Origin of the sequence: Pseudomonas sp. B21-059 (assembly GCF_026016285.1) — a bacterium.
GTDB classification, from domain to species: domain Bacteria; phylum Pseudomonadota; class Gammaproteobacteria; order Pseudomonadales; family Pseudomonadaceae; genus Aquipseudomonas; species Aquipseudomonas danubii.
In genome coordinates, this window is record NZ_CP087201.1 from 2,331,057 (window position 1) to 2,346,652 (window position 15,596).

The following is a 15,596-nucleotide window of genomic DNA, read 5'->3' on the forward strand; positions in this document are numbered from 1 at the left end:
GATGGTTTTTGTTTAAGGTCTATTCGGGTTTCGATCTTACGGCCCCTGAGTGAGTTGAGTCGTTCTATCCGCACAGCGGCGGAGGAAAAAGATTCCCGCCGCTTGAGCCTTTTATTCCCGATAGCAGCTTGTCACCTTGGTTAGCATCCTCTTCGAGGTTTTTTAAACCAGAAAAAGGATGATCTGCCATGTTTAAAACTGCGATAGCCAGCCTGACCCTGGTCGCCCTAGGTACTTGCGCCCAAGCCGAGGTACTGACGGTCGTCTCCGTGGGTGGAATAAACAAAAAATCTCAGCAGGAGGCGTTCTACACGCCTTTTGAGAAGCAGCATTCTGTGGTCGTGCGAGCAGCGCAATACAACGGCGAAATCGGCATGATCAAAGCTCAGGTGGATACCCGAAGCGTTACCTGGGATGTGGTTGAAGTCGACCATGCCGAGTTGCAACGAGGATGTGAGGAGGGGCTGTTCGAGCGCTTGCCGGCGATTCCCGGAGTGCGCAAGGAGGACTTCGTCGAAGACGGGGTAAGCGAATGTGGGGTCGGTATTTTTATCTGGTCTACGGCTCTGGTTTATGACCCTAAAGCGGTGTCGAAAGCCCCAAAAGAATGGGCGGACCTCTGGGATCTGGAGAGCTTTCCTGGCAAGCGGGCTCTGCGCAAAGGCGCGAAGCTGACTCTGGAAATCGCCCTGATGGCCGACGGCGTACCACGTGATCAGGTTTATCAGGTGCTGCGACAACCCGGTGGCGTAGACCGGGCCTTTCGTAAACTGGACCAGATCAAAACACAGATACAGTGGTGGGAGTCAGGCGCTCAGCCGATGCAATGGCTGGCGGCTGGAGATGTCAGCATGACGTCTGTGTACATCACCCGGGCAATCAGTGCCCAAAAGGAGGGATACGACTTCCCGTTAGTGTGGAATGGCAGTCTCTATGACATGGATAGCTGGGCCATAGTCAAAGGCAGCCGGAACCAGGAAGCAGCGCTGAAATTCATAGCCTTCGCGAGCTTGCCGCAGCAGCAAAAGATATTCGCCGAAAAGATGTTCAACGGTCCCACTCATAAGCAGACCATGGAACTGATCGCTCCCGAAACGCGCAATAGTTTTCCGACCTCTGAGCAGAACATGACTCAGGCCCTGAAGGTTGATAGCGTCTTCTGGATTGATCACGGAACAGAGCTTGAAGAGCGCTTTAACGCTTGGGCTGCGCGGTAAAGCAGACTGCCCGGCACTGAAGTGTCGGGCAGAGGATACGCACACAGAACAGTAAACGGTGCGGACAGCTCATGCCCGAGAGCTGAGTTCCAGAGGGGATTTCCATGCTCACAGCTTTTCCGATTCAAAACGCCATGGGCGAGCATGTGTTCAAGCCCAACATGTCGTTCACCAACGAGCCAAATCCATCGCTGTATAACGAGGGCTTCGGTATCAAGTTAGGCGATACGCTGCTCTGAGTCTGGAGGGCTCAAGCAGCTTGTCCACGTTGGCGCCTGAGCTGAGGATCAGCGACCGGGAAACCGTCTGATGGATATCGTTTGCGCAGTATCCTGCGTCAGGGCAATGTCCTTGCCTCATTGTGGGGCGCCTGATCTTGGCGCCCCACAAAAAAATCAGCGCAAGGCGCTGTATTCGCCCTGATCATCCCAGCGATACATCACGAAGTCAGGCGTCGCCAGGTCTCCCTTGGCGTCCCAGCGCTTATTGCCAGCAACGGTTTTTACACTGTTGTCCCTTAGCCACTGTCCCAGTACCGCGCCGTCATGGGATTGGGTGGCTTGCATGGTCTGAGCAATGGCTTCAAGCGCCGCGTAGGCATACAGCGTGTATCCCAGAGGTTCGAATCCCTCCTTGCGCAACGCGGCTACTGCCATCTGGCTTTCACTATTTTGTCGTGCGTCTTGGCCGAAGACCATCAAGACCCCCTTGATGAACTGCCCACCACCGGCCGCAACCGGAAAGTCATCGGAGGCGATGCCATCGCCAGCCACAAAGGGAGCGTCGACCCCCGACTCGCGTATCTGTCGGACCAGGGTGCCAGCCTCCACGGCGACACCACCATAAAAGACCGCGTCCACTTGCAAGCCCTTGATCTTGGTGGCCAGGGCATTGAAATCCTTCTCGCCGCGTGTGAGGCCTTCGAACAGGACAGGTTTGATCCCCATTTCCCCCAGGCGCTGTTGTACGGCCAGGGCTACTCCCATGCCGTAGGAGTCCTTGTCATGCACGATGGCGATGCGTTTGGCCTGGAGTTGTTCATGTAGATAATTGGCAGCAACCTCACCTTGCTGGCTGTCGCGTCCGACCATTCGGGTCACGGTGTCCAGGCCACGTTCAGTGATGGTGTTGGCAGTAGACGCAGGAGTCATCATCAGGATGTTGGCGTCCGAGTAGATCTCCGAGGCGGGGAGGGTGGAGGAGGAACAGACGTGGCCGATGACGGCCTGTACATGGTCGGTATCGATCATCCGGTTGGCTACCGCCACCGCTTGCTTGGGTTCGCAGGCATCGTCTCCTTTGACCAGGACAATCAATTTGCCGTTAATGCCGCCCGCGGCGTTTATCTGTTTGGCCGCTGCGTTGGTGCCGTTCCAGACCTGCGCGCCCAGCCTGGAGTAGCTGCCGGTGAAGGGGCCGGCTACACCTATGCGGATCTCCTGATCGGCATAAGCCGCCAGTGATGAACTGAGCATCAATACCAGAGCCGTTGCTCCTGCCATCGATTTCATCGTCATGCTCCTTGCTTGATGTATGAACTCAATACGCAATCCAAGCCGACATTTATCGGCCGGATCAGGAGGACCAAGCTACGTAACTCGAAGGAATTAAAGAATGGCTCTTGTCTTACCTTCAGGTAACCAGAGGCTTACCTATCTAAGCCGTTTCTGATCTGTCTGCTGAAGCATGGCGACAAGGGCGGTGGCACCTCTATAGTGCCGGCTCGCTGGATGTTCTGAACCTTGTGGCTTGGCTGCGGAGGTCTCTTATGAGAGTGGGTCAGGTAAGTGACATCGATATTCGGTTGCTGCGGGTGTTTCGCGCGGTGGTTGAGTGCGGCGGATTTTCCGCTGCCGAGATAGAGCTGAATATCAGTCGTGCGGCTATCAGTTTGAGCATGGCCAATCTGGAAAGCCGTCTGGGTGTTTGTCTTTGCAAACGTGGGCGCAGTGGTTTCGCTTTGACGGTTGCCGGGCAGAGCATCTACGACGCGTCACTCCAGTTGTTCGCGGCCATAGGCAATTTTCGCACCCAGGTGAATTCCGCCACCACTCAACTGCGGGGGGAGCTCAACATTGGAATTACTGACAATCTGGTGACATCGCCTCACATGCGAATGACTGAGGCACTCAAGATTCTCAGGGCCAAAGGGCCCGATATTCAGGTCAATGTGCATATGACGACGCCAAGCAGCGTGGCCCGCGGCGTATTCGATGGTCATTTCCACATTGGCGCGATACCCACTACTCACAGAGTGAATGGCTTGGACTATCGACCCTTGTATGCCGAGGAGTCGCAGCTTTATTGCAGCCATGAACACCCTCTGTTCGGGGTTGAGGATGAAAGCTCGATCCTCGAACGCTTACCCCTTTGTGACGCGGTCACCATCGCTCAATCCCAGGAACCGGAGGTCATCAAGTACTCCAAGAAGCTGAAGGTAATGGCGACGTCCAGCGATCGCGAGGGGGTGGCGTTCTTGATTCTGAGTGGTGAATACATTGGCTATCTGCCCAGCCATTACGCTCAGCGTTGGGTCGATGCTGAACGCATGCGTGCTTTGTGTCCGGAGCACTACCGATACTGTACTCAGCTTTCGGTGATCACTCGCCCCGACCAAGCAGGAAACCTGCTGTTGGATCACTACCTGCAAGCCTTGGAAAGCATTGCCCCCTAGCGTTCTAGCCACGGTCAATTATCTGGTTACCTGAAGGTAAGCTCTGTGAAATCGAATTGTCAGCTGGAGCTTGGTAGCGTCCGTCCTTAGTGACTGGTCCGGCTGTGGCCGGTGGGTCCCTATGGAGAACATGTCTGGGTGGTCCGCTTTTCTTGATGTTGACGGATACCCTTAATGACTTGAACAAGGATGCTTCGATGAACACTGCTCACGCTGACGCGGTTCTGTATTTCGTCAATCCTGGGTATTTGCCTTCTGCTAGTCGTCGAACACGGGAAGTTTTCGATCCGGCGACGCTGGAGCGCATTGGAGTCATCCCGTTATGTGATAAAGCCGACGTCGACGCAGCTATCGCCGTCGCCGACGCTGCACGCATCGAGTGGCGAGCATTCGACGGCAGGGCGCGTGGCCGGTTACTGCATGAAGTCGCCGAGACCATCGAGCAGTCAGTTGAGCATGGCCTTGAGGTTGCTTGCCTGATGGGGGCGGAGACGGGAAGGTCATTTTCTGACGCTATGGCTGAGCTGGCCGGTTGTGCACGGGTTTTTCGACACTACGCCGAACTGGCCAGTGAAGAGTCCAATGACGTCCTCAGTAGTTTGCGGTCTCTGACGCTGCAACACAGGCACTATGAGCCTTATGGAATCAGTGTGCATATTCTCGGAGTCAGTCAGCCGCTGCTATTGATGTGCCGAACCGTAGCGGCGTCATTGGCCGCAGGTAACAGCTGCATAGTGAAACCTGCAGAGACCGCTGCACTCTGTACTTTGAAGTTCATGGAGTACTTCAGAGGATTGCCTTCGGGTTTGGTTTCCTGTCTTCCTGGGGATGGCTTAACGGCACAATTGCTGGTGCAGTCTGCTGCTACTCACGTTGTCGCCTTTAGTGGCGGTGCCGCAGCAGCTAGCGCCGTAGCCGTGACTTGTGCGGAGCTGATGAAACCTTGTGTGATCGAGATCGGATGCAGTGCTCCGGTGATCGTTTCGCGACACGCATTGCTGGATGTTGCAGCAGCCTGTGCGGTCACTGCCGCGTTTCGTCTGGGTGGACAGACCTGTACCTCGGCAAAACGATTCTTTGTCGTGGATGAAGTACACGACCCATTTGTCGAGAGGTTTGCAGAAGGTGTTCGTGCGCTGCGTACTGGTTACAGCCGTGGTTACTCGGAGATTGGACCGTTGGTAAGCGAGGAAGCACGAAAAAAAGTGATGGGCCTTGTGGAGGATGCATTGGCCAAAGGGGCGACACGAGTCTGTGGTGGACAGATACCCGCCGATCACCCTATTGGCTGGTTTTATGAACCAACCCTTCTTACCGAGCTCAGCGATGACATGGATATTTACCATGAGGAATGTTTTGGCCCAGTAGCCGCCGTTCGCCGTGTGCCGCACTTTGATGAAGCCCTGGAGCTGGCTAATAGTTCACCCTGCAAGCAGGGGCTGTATTGTTTTCCGGCGATTTGGCCGAAGCAATCACGGCCGCAGATCGGCTTGAGGCAGGTCTGATCTGGGTCAACAACCCTTTGATTTACAACGAGGCGTTGACGGTTGATGGATGGACGTTGTCGGGGCTCGGAAGCGACGTAGGTCTGTGCGGGCTCAACGCCTTTCGCCGATCAAAGACCGTGTTCATCAACCATCCTGCTCGAGAGTGGCAGTGCTGACCCCGTCAGCGTGTTGGCTATCACGCAACTCAGGCTGCTGGACCCGACAACGCAAGCTGTCGGGTCACGTCAGAGGTTTATGGGGGGGCTCAACGGTTCAAGGCTTTGCGTGCAATCCGGCACGCGGCCAGGTCCCACGCGGCTGCCATATCGACAAGAATCGCCAGGCGGCGGTGGTGATCGAGGTGCCGCAGCTGGCGGATTTCGACGAGTCGCTGTATCCGCTGCTTCGGGGGCACCCCGGAAGCGCTGTCCCTGGCGACGCTACAGGTTCTTGCCCACCCCCTGGAAACCGTCAGGGTCAGCCGTGACGACCTGTACCGCAGTTGGCAGGCACTGAACTCGGCCGATGATCGACAGGTGGACATCATCTCCCTGGGCAACCCGCATTTTTCCCTCGACGAGTTCAAGCGCCTGGCACAACTGTGCGCCGGTCAGCGCAAGCACCCGCAGGTCTCGATCATGGTTACCTGCGGCAGGACGGTGTTCGAGCAGGCCGAGGCGGCCGGTGCGATCGATGTCCTGGCAGCCTTCGGCGTGGAGTTCATGACCGACACTTGCTGGTGCATGATCGAAAAACCGCTGCTCAAGCCCAATGCCCGCTCCCTGATGACCAACTCCGGCAAGTACGCGCATTACGGTCCCGGTATTTCCGGCTTGGGCATTCACTATGCGGGGCTGGCGACCTGTGCCGAAACCGCACGTACCGGTCTGGCGCCGGCTGCAGCTCCCGCCTGGATTCGTCCGTAAGTTGATGCAGTCCGTGGCCGTATTCGTTGGGATGCGGCCATCGTCACGCAGGCCCGATCGCAGGGTCGCAGCGACCCAGAGGGTTGTGCTGCGCCAGGATGATCGTATTCGCCTGGGTCAATGCGTTTCATTTTCCGCTCAGCCGCGAGTGCCTAAACTAGGGTCATAGGTCTTTCCCGTGTTTACTCGACAGTATTCGTCGCTGCAGAGCCGAGGGGTGTTTCGTGAGCCAAATGCAAAGAGCTGCTGATGTTTTACGTAGGTCCAAGACAATCGTTTTTTTCTCGGGCGCTGGTATCTCGGCTGAGAGTGGAATACCGACGTTTCGCGACAAACTAACTGGGTTATGGGCGAAGCACGACCCTCAACGCCTGGAAACAGCGGACGCCTTTCGCGAGAACCCGGCTCTCGTATGGGGCTGGTACTTGTGGCGGCGGCACCAGGTCAGCGGGGCAAAGCCAAACGTGGCCCACCTGTGCATTCCCCGGTTTCAAGATGCCGGCTGGGAGGTGTCCGTCATTACCCAAAATATCGATGACCTGCATGAGCGGGCAGGTTCATTGGACGTGGTTCATGTTCATGGCAGCTTGATGGACGCGAAATGCTTTGCGTGTCACCGGCCAGGCGAATTAACACCTGACCAGCTGAGGGTTTCTGAGGAAGGACAGTGGATCGAGCCTCCTCGGTGTGAGCATTGCAACGAAAGGCTTCGGCCAGGGGTGGTCTGGTTCAAGGAGAAGATGCCCGAGGACGCCTGGCGGTCCGCAGTACGGCTCGTGAGAGATTGTGATGTGCTGATTTCAGTGGGGACTTCCGGCGTAGTCATGCCGGCAGCTGGCATTCCGGAAATGGCGCTCGCAGCCGGGGCTGCGGTGATCCATGTCAACCTTGAGGAGGTTGGATGGGTTGGCGCGGACGAGATAATGCTGAAAGGAAGTGCTGGTGTGGTATTGCCCGAGCTGCTCCTGGCGGTCGGGGGAGGCGACAACGTCACAGCTTGATGGATCTATCTAGGAAACCAGGCACGAGACGAGCATGAGGCTTTCCAAACTGAGCCGCTCCGCGCGGATTTATAGCCCTTCACCGCAGTTGTTTCTGCCATCGTGACTTTCCAAGTGACCCTGGCCTTCTTCCAGGCTGAGTCATTCATGTGGTGGAACGTCGTTTCATTCCCCTCGCCATCAGGCTTGCCAAGCGGGAACGCGTAGAGCGGATGCTTTCCGCGCTGCTTCTCGATTACCGACTTGGCCAACTCTCCGACCATGGCAAGGACGCTATAGAAGGGCATTCCAACTGGACGAGAAAGCCCTACGGAGTTTGAAAGACTGTCAAAGCATGGCACTCAGCACCCATCCGGCTACACCACCACCGATCACCACCAACCAGGGCGGTTGCTTCCAAAACATCAGCGCGACCAGGCACACCAATGCCAAACCGAAGTCCTGTGGCTTAAGAATCGCGCTCGTCCATACAGGCTGATAAAGCGCCGCTAGAAGCAAACCAACCACCGCCGCATTGATCCCAAGCAACGCTGCTTGGATATGTACGCTGCGCCGCAGTTGTTCCCAAAACGGTAACGTACCAACGATCAATAGAAACGACGGCAGAAAAATGGCTAGCAAACAAATGAACCCGCCGACCCAGCCAGAGGGTTCGACGCTCATCGAAGCACCTAGAAATGCCGAGAAGGTCAAAAGCGGCCCAGGAACAGCCTGCGTTGCACCATACCCGGCAAGAAAGGTTTCATTGCTGACCCAGCCTGAAGGCACTACTTCGGCCTGCAACAATGGCAACACCACATGACCACCACCAAACACCAGAGACCCGGAGCGATAAAATGCATCTACCATGGAGAGCGTCTGATTGAGTAGCATCTGGCTCATTATCGGTAAGCCGACCAGCAAAGCGAAGAACAGTGATAACCAGAACAAACCTGCTCGGTAACCGACCTTTATAGGCAGTGGATCATGTTCGGCGGCGCGAGCTGGTTTGAATAAAAGCACGCCGGCAAAAGCCGCGACAACAATTGAGCCGATCTGCCCCCATGCAGACGGAACCAACAGCACCACACACGTCGTAATCGCCATGATCGTGATACGCAACGCATCTGGGCATAGATTCCGTGCCATTCCCCATACGGCTTGAGCGACCACCGCAACGGCCACGACTTTCAGGCCGTGCAGTACGCCAGGCGCGATGATATCGCCATGGTTGGAAATACCTAACGCAAACAGGATCAGAAGGATGGCCGAGGGCAGCGTGAAACCTGCCCAGGCGGCCAGCGCCCCAGAGTAGCCCGAACGGGAGAGTCCCAGCGCCATACCAACCTGACTACTCGCGGGGCCTGGCAAGAACTGGCAAAGTGCGACCAGGTCAGCATAGCTACGCTCAGTCAGCCATTGCCGGCGCGTGACGAACTCATCGCGGAAATACCCCAAGTGTGCGATGGGGCCGCCAAATGAGGTCAGTCCCAAGCGCAAAAAGATGAGGAATATAAAGAACGGTCGACGGTCACCTTTGCTGTTTATGTTCATGCACACGTTTTCTGCATTTAATTAGACATTGATGACGATGAGGAAAAGAGGGCTGCAAACGGGTCTGCGTCTACGAAAGCTGGGGGCGGAAAAAAGGTCGTGAATCTTCATGTCGTGGTTTTTCCTTGCGATTTGCGCCGCGTAGACCAGGGGGCGGTAGAGATACACCTCGAATCTGAGCGCCACCATAGCGTTCGATTGAGGTGTCAAAACTCATTAAGCCAGTTCATACGAACTCGTTGTACCTTGAAAGTCTTACAGTGGCTGCCATGGCATGAAAACAGAAGAGGGTATTCCTCCTTCAACCGCCTTTGTGCTGATGATGCCTACGTGAACCCTGGACAGGGTGCGTAGGTGTGCCTCCCTGTCCGCCAATTTAGGGCAGGATGGTGACTCAAAACCTCATATCAGCTCCCTGTCTTAGTGCGCGGTTATTCGCATCTCCTCGGCCACTTCAGCCCAGAGGAGACACGCAACCATGCTGAAATCACTTCTAGTCATTGCTCTAGGCGCATCAGTGGGTGCTTGGTGGCGTTGGCTTTTGGGCATGAAGTTAAACGCCCTGTTTCCCTCGATTCCGCCAGGCACTGTGGTCGTGAACATGGTCGGTGGCGGCATCATTGGCCTGGCCATCGCGTTTTGGCCACATCCCCCTAAGCCCTGAATGGCGCCCGCTGATCATCACGGGCTTCTGTGGCGGCCTGACCACCTTTTCCACATTTTCCACCGAGACAGCTGCCCTGATTCAGGAGGGCAAATGGCTGTGTTCACTCGGCTCGGTTTCATTGCACGCCGCAGGACTTCTGTCCTACCAAATGACCGGTACGCGCTGAGGAAGTGAAAATGGAAGGTTTTCTGGTGATTTTCTTTACCCAACAGAAGCGTCGTTATCACAGACCACCCAAGGGGCAGCGCAAGTCCGCAACTTGGGTCAAAACCACATCAGCACTAACAGCCGGCTGCGATAGTGGCGGTTTTTTCGTTCATTGATCCGCTTCTCCCGTGATGGCCAGAACGCTGCACGGCACCTGATGCAGAACATGCTCCGTAGTACTGCCAATAAGCTTGTCCACCCCTTTGTGATGGGTATTTCCCATTACGAAGACATCTGCTCGAGTATGAGTGGCAAATTCGGCCATCGCTTTGGTTGGCGGCCCTGCAATGAAATGTCGCCGCTCAGGTGGCACGCCATGGCGTTCCGCCAAGGCAATGAAGCACTTTTCAAGTGACCGGCGCACGTCGTCGCTGAAGCCTGGCATCGTCACGGCGCCGGCACCCGCATCAGAGAAGTGTGTGTGTGTCAGTTCATAGGCATACAGCATGTGCAATTCAGCCTCACATTGCGTCGCCAGTTGGTTCGCCGCCTGAATGATGCTGTCGTTGATTCCGCTGATCTGACCCTCTGGATGCGATGGATCAACCGCCGCCACAATCATCCGAGGAAGCGGACACCTGACTTCGCTGACCAGATGTAAGGGGGTCGGACATTGACGCAACAACTGCCAATCCAAAGGTGTGACGAATACGCGTTTGAGCGCTGATTCATGATGTACGTCCTTGATAATCAGGTCCGGCTGCATTTCAGCCACATGCTCAAGGATTGCTTGCAGCGGGTCACGGGTCACTGCAACTTCGGTGGTCACGTTGATGCCCTGCCTGCGCATGAGTTCGGCCTCATCCGTCAACCACTGCAGGTTCTCCTGCCGGCAACTCTCACGAAGTTGTTCGCTGTTGCTCATTAACCGCATAAGGTCGAAGTCTTCGATGAACACTGCGATATGCAGCGCGGCGCCCGTAGCGTCGGCCAGGGCGATTGCTCGCTCCATCGCCGGCGAGTGACGCATGGTGGGACCTGCGATCAGAAAGAGTCGTTGATATTGCCTCATGTGACACCTCCAGCGTTTCGGGTTATCCGCTAGCGCCCCCAGCACTCTCGCTTGTCCCACCATTGGCGACCTTTTATCGCCTCAACTACTTGGATCGACACTATCAATATACGCCTGCATCAGCGGCTGACCAGTTGCCAAGACTGTCGAAGTGTCTAGCAGACCTTTGCAGGTGCATGCCTACAGCAGAGAGTTCGTGGGCAGCGACGTCAATGGCAACGATCTGCTCATCGCTGGAGGTGGGGCAGAGGCCCGGGTGGCATGCCGCTAGCGCCCACAGATTGCGGTTGCGCCTGGAGCAATTCGTCGAGCACCCCCATGAAGGCGTCCACCAGTTGGCTGCGCCCCTGCTTGCGGGTCAGTACCAGCAGTTGCGCCGTGGCGCCGGGGTCCGTCAGCGGTCGGTAGGTCACGCCTTTTTTGGCCAGGGTCTGGGTGCAGCGGGGCACCAGGGCAATGCCCCGGCCGGCGGCGACCAGGGCGATGATCGAGGTGATCTGCCGGCCGCTGGGGCCCGGTCGCAGGGGCAGGCCGTTGCGTCGGTAGAGTTGTTCGATCGCCTCGTTGAGCCCCGAGCCGTAGTCCGCCGGAAACAGGATCAACGGGTGTTCGCTGAGCTCGGCCAGGGTCACCTGATCCTGGGCGGCCAGGGGGCTGTCGCTGGAGATGGCCGCCACCAGGGGTTCGTCCCCCAGGGACAGGGCCTGGATTTCGCTCTGCTCGCTGGGTGGCTGCATCCGGCTCATGCCGATATCGATTCGCCCGTCGACGATCTGTGACCACTGGCTGACCGACGCGCCCTCGACTAGGGTCAGCTGTACGTCCGGGTAGCGCTGGGCGAAGGCCTGGATCGCCTGGCTGAACAGGTCCGACAGGGCGATCGAGCTGGCGTAGCCCAGGGCCAGTTGCCCGGCGCTGCCCTTGGCCAGCTTGCTGGCCATGACCTGGGTCAGGTCCACCTGTTCCAGCACGGCTCGGGCGTAAGGCAAAAAGTGCCGGCCCTGGGCGGTGAGGGAGACGGTGCGACTGGTGCGGTCGAACAGGCGAAACCCCAGTTCGGCTTCCAGTGCCGAAATCTGCCGGGTCAGCGGCGGTTGCGCGAGGTGCAGACGCAGGGCGGCACGGCCAAAGTGCAGCTCCTCGGCGACGGTCAGAAAGTAACGCAACTTGCGTAGATCGAGCATCCTGTTCCCTGGGTATTGATCGGTCGTAAATCGGTATTGGTCTTGGGGTCGCGGGGTATTTTATAAAGGCCTTTCGTCATAAAACGAGAGGTTTCATGAATCCGCGCCAGCATTGTGCTCGCATCGCCCTGTTTTTGTGCGGTTGTGCGGCCTTTCTCAACCTGTATGCAACCCAGGGCATTCTTCAGGAGTTCGCCCAGAGCTTTCAGGTGAGTATCAGGGACGCGGGCTGGAGCATCACCGTGACCACCCTGGCGGTGGCCATCACCGCACCTTTTGTCAGCCGTTTCACCGGCCGTTTCCAGCAGCGCTCGGTGATGGTCCTGGCGTCCCTGCTTTTGGCGCTGCCGGCGCTGCTGGCGGCCTGTGCCGGCAGCTTTGCCCAGTTGCTGTTCTGGCGTTTTATCGAAGGCATGCTGATCCCGGTGGTGTTCGCCACCAGCGTGGCCTACATCGGCGATCGCTGGAGCGGCGGCACCGTCACCGAAGTCACCAGTCTCTACGTGGCCGGCACCGTGCTGGGCGGTTTCGCCGGACGTTTCGTCACCGGCTTCATGACCGAGTACGTCGGCTGGCGCGAGGCCTTCGCGCTGTTGGCCGGCCTGAGTCTGCTGATCGGCGTGGCCATCCATTTCCTGCTGCCGGCCAATGCGCCTGTGGTCAGCCGCCGTGCACAGAACCGCATGCGGGATCTGCGCGAGCTGTGCAGCCGGCCCTTGCTGGCGGCCTATGGCGTGGGCTTCTGCGTGCTGTTCTCCCAGGTGGCCACCTTCACTTACGCCGGGCTCTACCTCAGCCTGCCGCCCTTCGACCTGGGCGCCGCGGCCCTGGGCGCCATCTACAGCGTATTCCTGCTGGCACTGGTGGTGATTCCCATCGCCGGCCGCCTGAGCAAATCCCGGCCCCAGGCCGAGTTGCTCAAGGTCGCGGCCCTGCTCGGGGTCGGCGGCTCGGCCCTGACCCTGTTGCCTTCGCTGTGGCTGATCGTGCTGGGCCTGGCCTTGAGTTCCACCGGGGTGTTTATGGCCCAGGCCGCCGCCAACTCCTTTACCACCGCCACCGCCCGCCACAACAAGGCCGGTGCGGTGGGGTTGTACCTGACGTTCTATTACCTGGGAGGCAGTTTCGGCGCTGTGGTCCCGGCACTGCTCTGGAGCCATTGGGGCTGGCAGGGCTGTGTGGCGCTGATCGTGGTCTTCCAACTGCTGTCGCTGCTGATTGCCTGGGGCGGCTGGAAGCCCCTCGAACCCGAAGCACCGGTCGCCGATCCCAGGCCGGTGAACCCCCTAGATGCATCATCCAACAAGGAATACGTGAGGTGACCATGAATAACGTACTGACCCGGCAGAGCCAGTTGTTGAAGATCGTCGAACCTGTGTTGAACGACATGCCGGCCAGTGTCTTGAAGCATGCGCTGTTCGAGGCGTTCTGGAGCGAAGAGAACGCCCTGGTGGACATCGAGAATGCCTTCGAGAAGCTCACCTCGCGCCGCCACGCGCCTGCCGTGCTGCGCAAGTTCTTTGCCAGCTGGTCGAAGACCAACAATTCCGCCACCAGCGTGTCCGGCCTGGCCAACCGCATCACCTTGCTGGCCCGCTCGGGTCAGGGCTCGGCAGCCGCCGACGGCCTCTATCGTGCCTGCGGCAGCCTGCAGCGCATTACCGATGAAGACCTGGGCGCTCTGGGCAACACCCTGCATTCAGACCTGTTCTACAACATGGCAACGCCCATTTGCGGCGACGATCAGTGGCTGCTCAAGGAAAACTGCCTGCCCTCGGCGCAAGGCTTCAAGGACTGGACCGACTTCCGCCGTCTGCGCGATCGCGATCTGCTCCAGGGCCTGCTGACCACCCTGATCCACGAGGTCTATACCCACGGTGAAGTGGAGTTCATCCACCCGCTGTACAAGCAATGGTTCGTGCGCGACATGGGCGTGCCGGCGGAAAAGGCCCGGACCACCGTGGCCTGGGTCACGGTGCACACCGGCGGCACCGAGAGCAACCACTTCGCCCATGCGGTGGCGGCGGTCGAGGAATTCGTCGATGCCATGCAGGTGCGTGTCGACCCCAACGTGGCGCGGGAAATCTTCTGCGAATACCTGCAGCGCAAGGCCCGGGTGATGCGCGACTGCACCCAACTGTTGCGCTGATGGCGTGCGGCCCGGCCCTGGCAACGGGGCTTGTGGCTGGCCCAGGCTTGCCTATCCTGTGACTGATTCCTATCCCTTCGACCTCGCAGCCCGCCCCCAAGATGAATGACCTGAAACACAGCGCCTCCCTGGAGGCCATGCCGGCCACCGACACTTCGGTACGCCGCCGGTCCCTGGTGGCCGGTTGCAGTGCTCATGCGGTACACGACGGTCTCACCGATGTGATCTACGTGCTGCTGCCGATCTGGCAGGCGCAGTTCGCCCTGAGCTATGCCCAAATCGGCCTGTTGCGCGGGGCCTATTCCGGGATGATGGCCGGGTTCCAACTGCTGGCCAGCCGTGCCGCCAAGCGCTGGGGCCGCGAGCGCCTGCTGGTGGGCGGCACGGCCCTGGCCGGGCTGGCCTACCTGCTGGCGGGGCAGGCCGGGGGCTTGAGCGTGTTGCTCCTGGCCCTGCTGCTGGGCGGCCTGGGGGCCAGTACCCAGCATCCGCTGGCGTCTTCCTTGATCACCGACACCCATGAAGCCGGAGGCGGGGTCAAGGAGGCCCTGTCCCAGTACAACTTTGCCGGGGACATCGGCAAGACCCTGATTCCCGGCCTGGTGGGCCTGTTGCTGACGGTGATCAGCTGGCGCGCCAGTGTCACCCTGATCGGCCTCCTGGGGCTGGCCGCCGCGCTGTTGCTGTGGTGGCTGATTCCCTCGCGGGCCGTCACCGCGGCCATGAGCGAGAAGGCGCCCAAGGCGGTCAAGGGCCAAGGCTCGGCCAGCGGAATGCGCGCGTTGATCCTCACCGGCACCCTGGACAGTGCGGTGCGCATGGGCTTTTTGACCTTCCTGCCGTTTTTGCTCAAGGCCAAGGGCGCCGGCACCGCCGGCATCGGCCTGGCCCTGACCCTGTTGTTTGTCGGCGGCGCCTTCGGCAAGTTGCTGTGCGGTTACCTGGGGGCGCGCATCGGCATGATGAAGACGGTGTGGATCACCGAATTCACCACCGCCAGCCTGATCGTGCTGGCGGTATTTCTGCCCTACAACGGCCTGATGCTGATGTTGCCCCTGCTGGGCCTGGCGCTGAACGGCACCTCCTCGGTGCTGTACGGCGCGGTGCCGGACCTGGCGGGGGCCGGCAAACGCGAGCATGCGTTCTCGTTGTTCTATACCGGCACCATCGGTGGCGGGGCGCTGGCCCCGGTGCTGTTCGGCAGCCTGGGGGACGTTACCGGGATACCCCTGGCGGTGATGGCCCTGGCCGCCACGCTGCTGCTGACGCTGCCGCTGTCCTGGTACGTGCAGCGCGGCCTGGACGCCGATGCTCGGGCATTGTCCAGCCCTGGCTGATGCTTGCTGTCGACCCTTGAATCATCAGGCCCGGGGCTGTTCTGCCCGGGCCTGATGCGTTCTGCGCCCGGGCTCGCGGCAGGGGCCTCGCGGCCATCAGATATTTCTTACTTTTGCAGTATCAATCACGACGCAAACGGTATTGGCCGGACATTCTGACTGTCATCAGAATGTAAGAAGACCTGGCTGGAGCCCCCATCCA

General features: G+C 58.8%; 15 protein-coding genes, 1 pseudogene and 1 riboswitch. Of the genes and pseudogenes, 12 read left to right on the top strand and 4 right to left on the bottom strand.

The genetic code is table 11. The annotated features are described in order from the left end of the window. Positions 1-188 precede the first annotated feature (188 nt). Together LOY69_RS10800 and LOY69_RS10805 are read left to right on the top strand one after the other, a co-directional pair. Positions 189-1,217: an ABC transporter substrate-binding protein gene (locus LOY69_RS10800; protein WP_265074515.1), complete on the top strand. Its 1,029-nt coding sequence runs from the start codon at positions 189-191 to the stop codon at positions 1,215-1,217. A 104-nt stretch (positions 1,218-1,321) separates the two neighbouring features. After that, positions 1,322-1,456 (top strand): hypothetical protein, encoded by a 135-nt coding sequence (locus LOY69_RS10805; RefSeq protein ID WP_258379457.1) that lies wholly within the window; start codon positions 1,322-1,324, stop codon positions 1,454-1,456. A gap of 156 nt (positions 1,457-1,612) precedes the next feature. Here LOY69_RS10805 and LOY69_RS10810 read toward each other — a convergent pair whose 3' ends face one another. Beyond that, positions 1,613-2,728: a branched-chain amino acid ABC transporter substrate-binding protein gene (locus tag LOY69_RS10810; protein ID WP_265074516.1), complete on the bottom strand. Its 1,116-nt coding sequence runs from the start codon at positions 2,726-2,728 to the stop codon at positions 1,613-1,615. A 257-nt stretch (positions 2,729-2,985) separates the two neighbouring features. Between LOY69_RS10810 and LOY69_RS10815 the strand changes: the two genes are divergently transcribed. The 5 genes from LOY69_RS10815 (at position 2,986) to LOY69_RS10835 (ending at position 7,305) form a co-directional block, all read left to right on the top strand. Beyond that, the gene (locus LOY69_RS10815) at positions 2,986-3,891 is read left to right on the top strand and encodes a LysR family transcriptional regulator (RefSeq protein ID WP_110596821.1); all 906 of its coding nucleotides are present in this window, start codon (positions 2,986-2,988) and stop codon (positions 3,889-3,891) included. Positions 3,892-4,088: 197 nt separating this feature from the next. Further along, positions 4,089-5,396: an aldehyde dehydrogenase family protein gene (locus LOY69_RS10820; RefSeq protein WP_265074517.1), complete on the top strand. Its 1,308-nt coding sequence runs from the start codon at positions 4,089-4,091 to the stop codon at positions 5,394-5,396. Next, complete coding sequence (locus LOY69_RS10825) at positions 5,351-5,554, top strand: aldehyde dehydrogenase family protein (protein ID WP_265074518.1); 204 nt, start codon at positions 5,351-5,353, stop codon at positions 5,552-5,554. Before LOY69_RS10820 ends, LOY69_RS10825 begins: the two co-directional genes overlap by 46 nt. A gap of 219 nt (positions 5,555-5,773) precedes the next feature. Beyond that, positions 5,774-6,304 carry an aconitase X catalytic domain-containing protein gene (locus LOY69_RS10830; RefSeq protein ID WP_265074885.1) on the top strand — a complete coding sequence of 177 codons (531 nt, stop codon included), beginning with the start codon at positions 5,774-5,776 and terminating at the stop codon, positions 6,302-6,304. Between the two features lie 224 nt (positions 6,305-6,528). Next, positions 6,529-7,305, top strand: a complete 777-nt coding sequence (locus LOY69_RS10835; RefSeq protein ID WP_320110048.1) for an NAD-dependent deacylase — start codon at positions 6,529-6,531, stop codon at positions 7,303-7,305. Between the two features lie 327 nt (positions 7,306-7,632). Here LOY69_RS10835 and chrA read toward each other — a convergent pair whose 3' ends face one another. Then, complete coding sequence (gene chrA / locus LOY69_RS10840) at positions 7,633-8,838, bottom strand: chromate efflux transporter (RefSeq protein WP_265074519.1); 1,206 nt, start codon at positions 8,836-8,838, stop codon at positions 7,633-7,635. A gap of 274 nt (positions 8,839-9,112) precedes the next feature. Then, positions 9,113-9,174, top strand: a riboswitch (Fluoride riboswitch). Between the two features lie 142 nt (positions 9,175-9,316). Here chrA and crcB point away from each other — a divergent pair. Together crcB and LOY69_RS10850 are read left to right on the top strand one after the other, a co-directional pair. Next, positions 9,317-9,671: pseudogene (gene crcB, locus LOY69_RS10845) on the top strand (fluoride efflux transporter CrcB). A gap of 10 nt (positions 9,672-9,681) precedes the next feature. Further along, positions 9,682-9,828: a hypothetical protein gene (locus tag LOY69_RS10850; protein WP_170002285.1), complete on the top strand. Its 147-nt coding sequence runs from the start codon at positions 9,682-9,684 to the stop codon at positions 9,826-9,828. Here LOY69_RS10850 and LOY69_RS10855 read toward each other — a convergent pair. Together LOY69_RS10855 and LOY69_RS10860 are read right to left on the bottom strand one after the other, a co-directional pair. Further along, positions 9,822-10,724 (bottom strand): universal stress protein, encoded by a 903-nt coding sequence (locus LOY69_RS10855; RefSeq protein ID WP_110596825.1) that lies wholly within the window; start codon positions 10,722-10,724, stop codon positions 9,822-9,824. The genes LOY69_RS10850 and LOY69_RS10855 overlap by 7 nt on opposite strands. 227 nt (positions 10,725-10,951) lie before the next feature. Then, positions 10,952-11,908, bottom strand: a complete 957-nt coding sequence (locus LOY69_RS10860; RefSeq protein WP_102863606.1) for a LysR family transcriptional regulator — start codon at positions 11,906-11,908, stop codon at positions 10,952-10,954. Between the two features lie 95 nt (positions 11,909-12,003). On the opposite strand from LOY69_RS10860, the gene LOY69_RS10865 reads away from it, so the two are divergent. The 3 genes from LOY69_RS10865 (at position 12,004) to LOY69_RS10875 (ending at position 15,394) form a co-directional block, all read left to right on the top strand. Continuing rightward, complete coding sequence (locus LOY69_RS10865; protein WP_102882426.1) at positions 12,004-13,230, top strand: MFS transporter; 1,227 nt, start codon at positions 12,004-12,006, stop codon at positions 13,228-13,230. 2 nt (positions 13,231-13,232) lie between these two features. Continuing rightward, positions 13,233-14,057 (top strand): hypothetical protein, encoded by an 825-nt coding sequence (locus tag LOY69_RS10870; protein WP_102882425.1) that lies wholly within the window; start codon positions 13,233-13,235, stop codon positions 14,055-14,057. Between the two features lie 101 nt (positions 14,058-14,158). Next, positions 14,159-15,394, top strand: coding sequence for an MFS transporter (locus tag LOY69_RS10875; RefSeq protein WP_102882424.1), 1,236 nt, complete (start codon positions 14,159-14,161; stop codon positions 15,392-15,394). Positions 15,395-15,596: the final 202 nt, after the last annotated feature.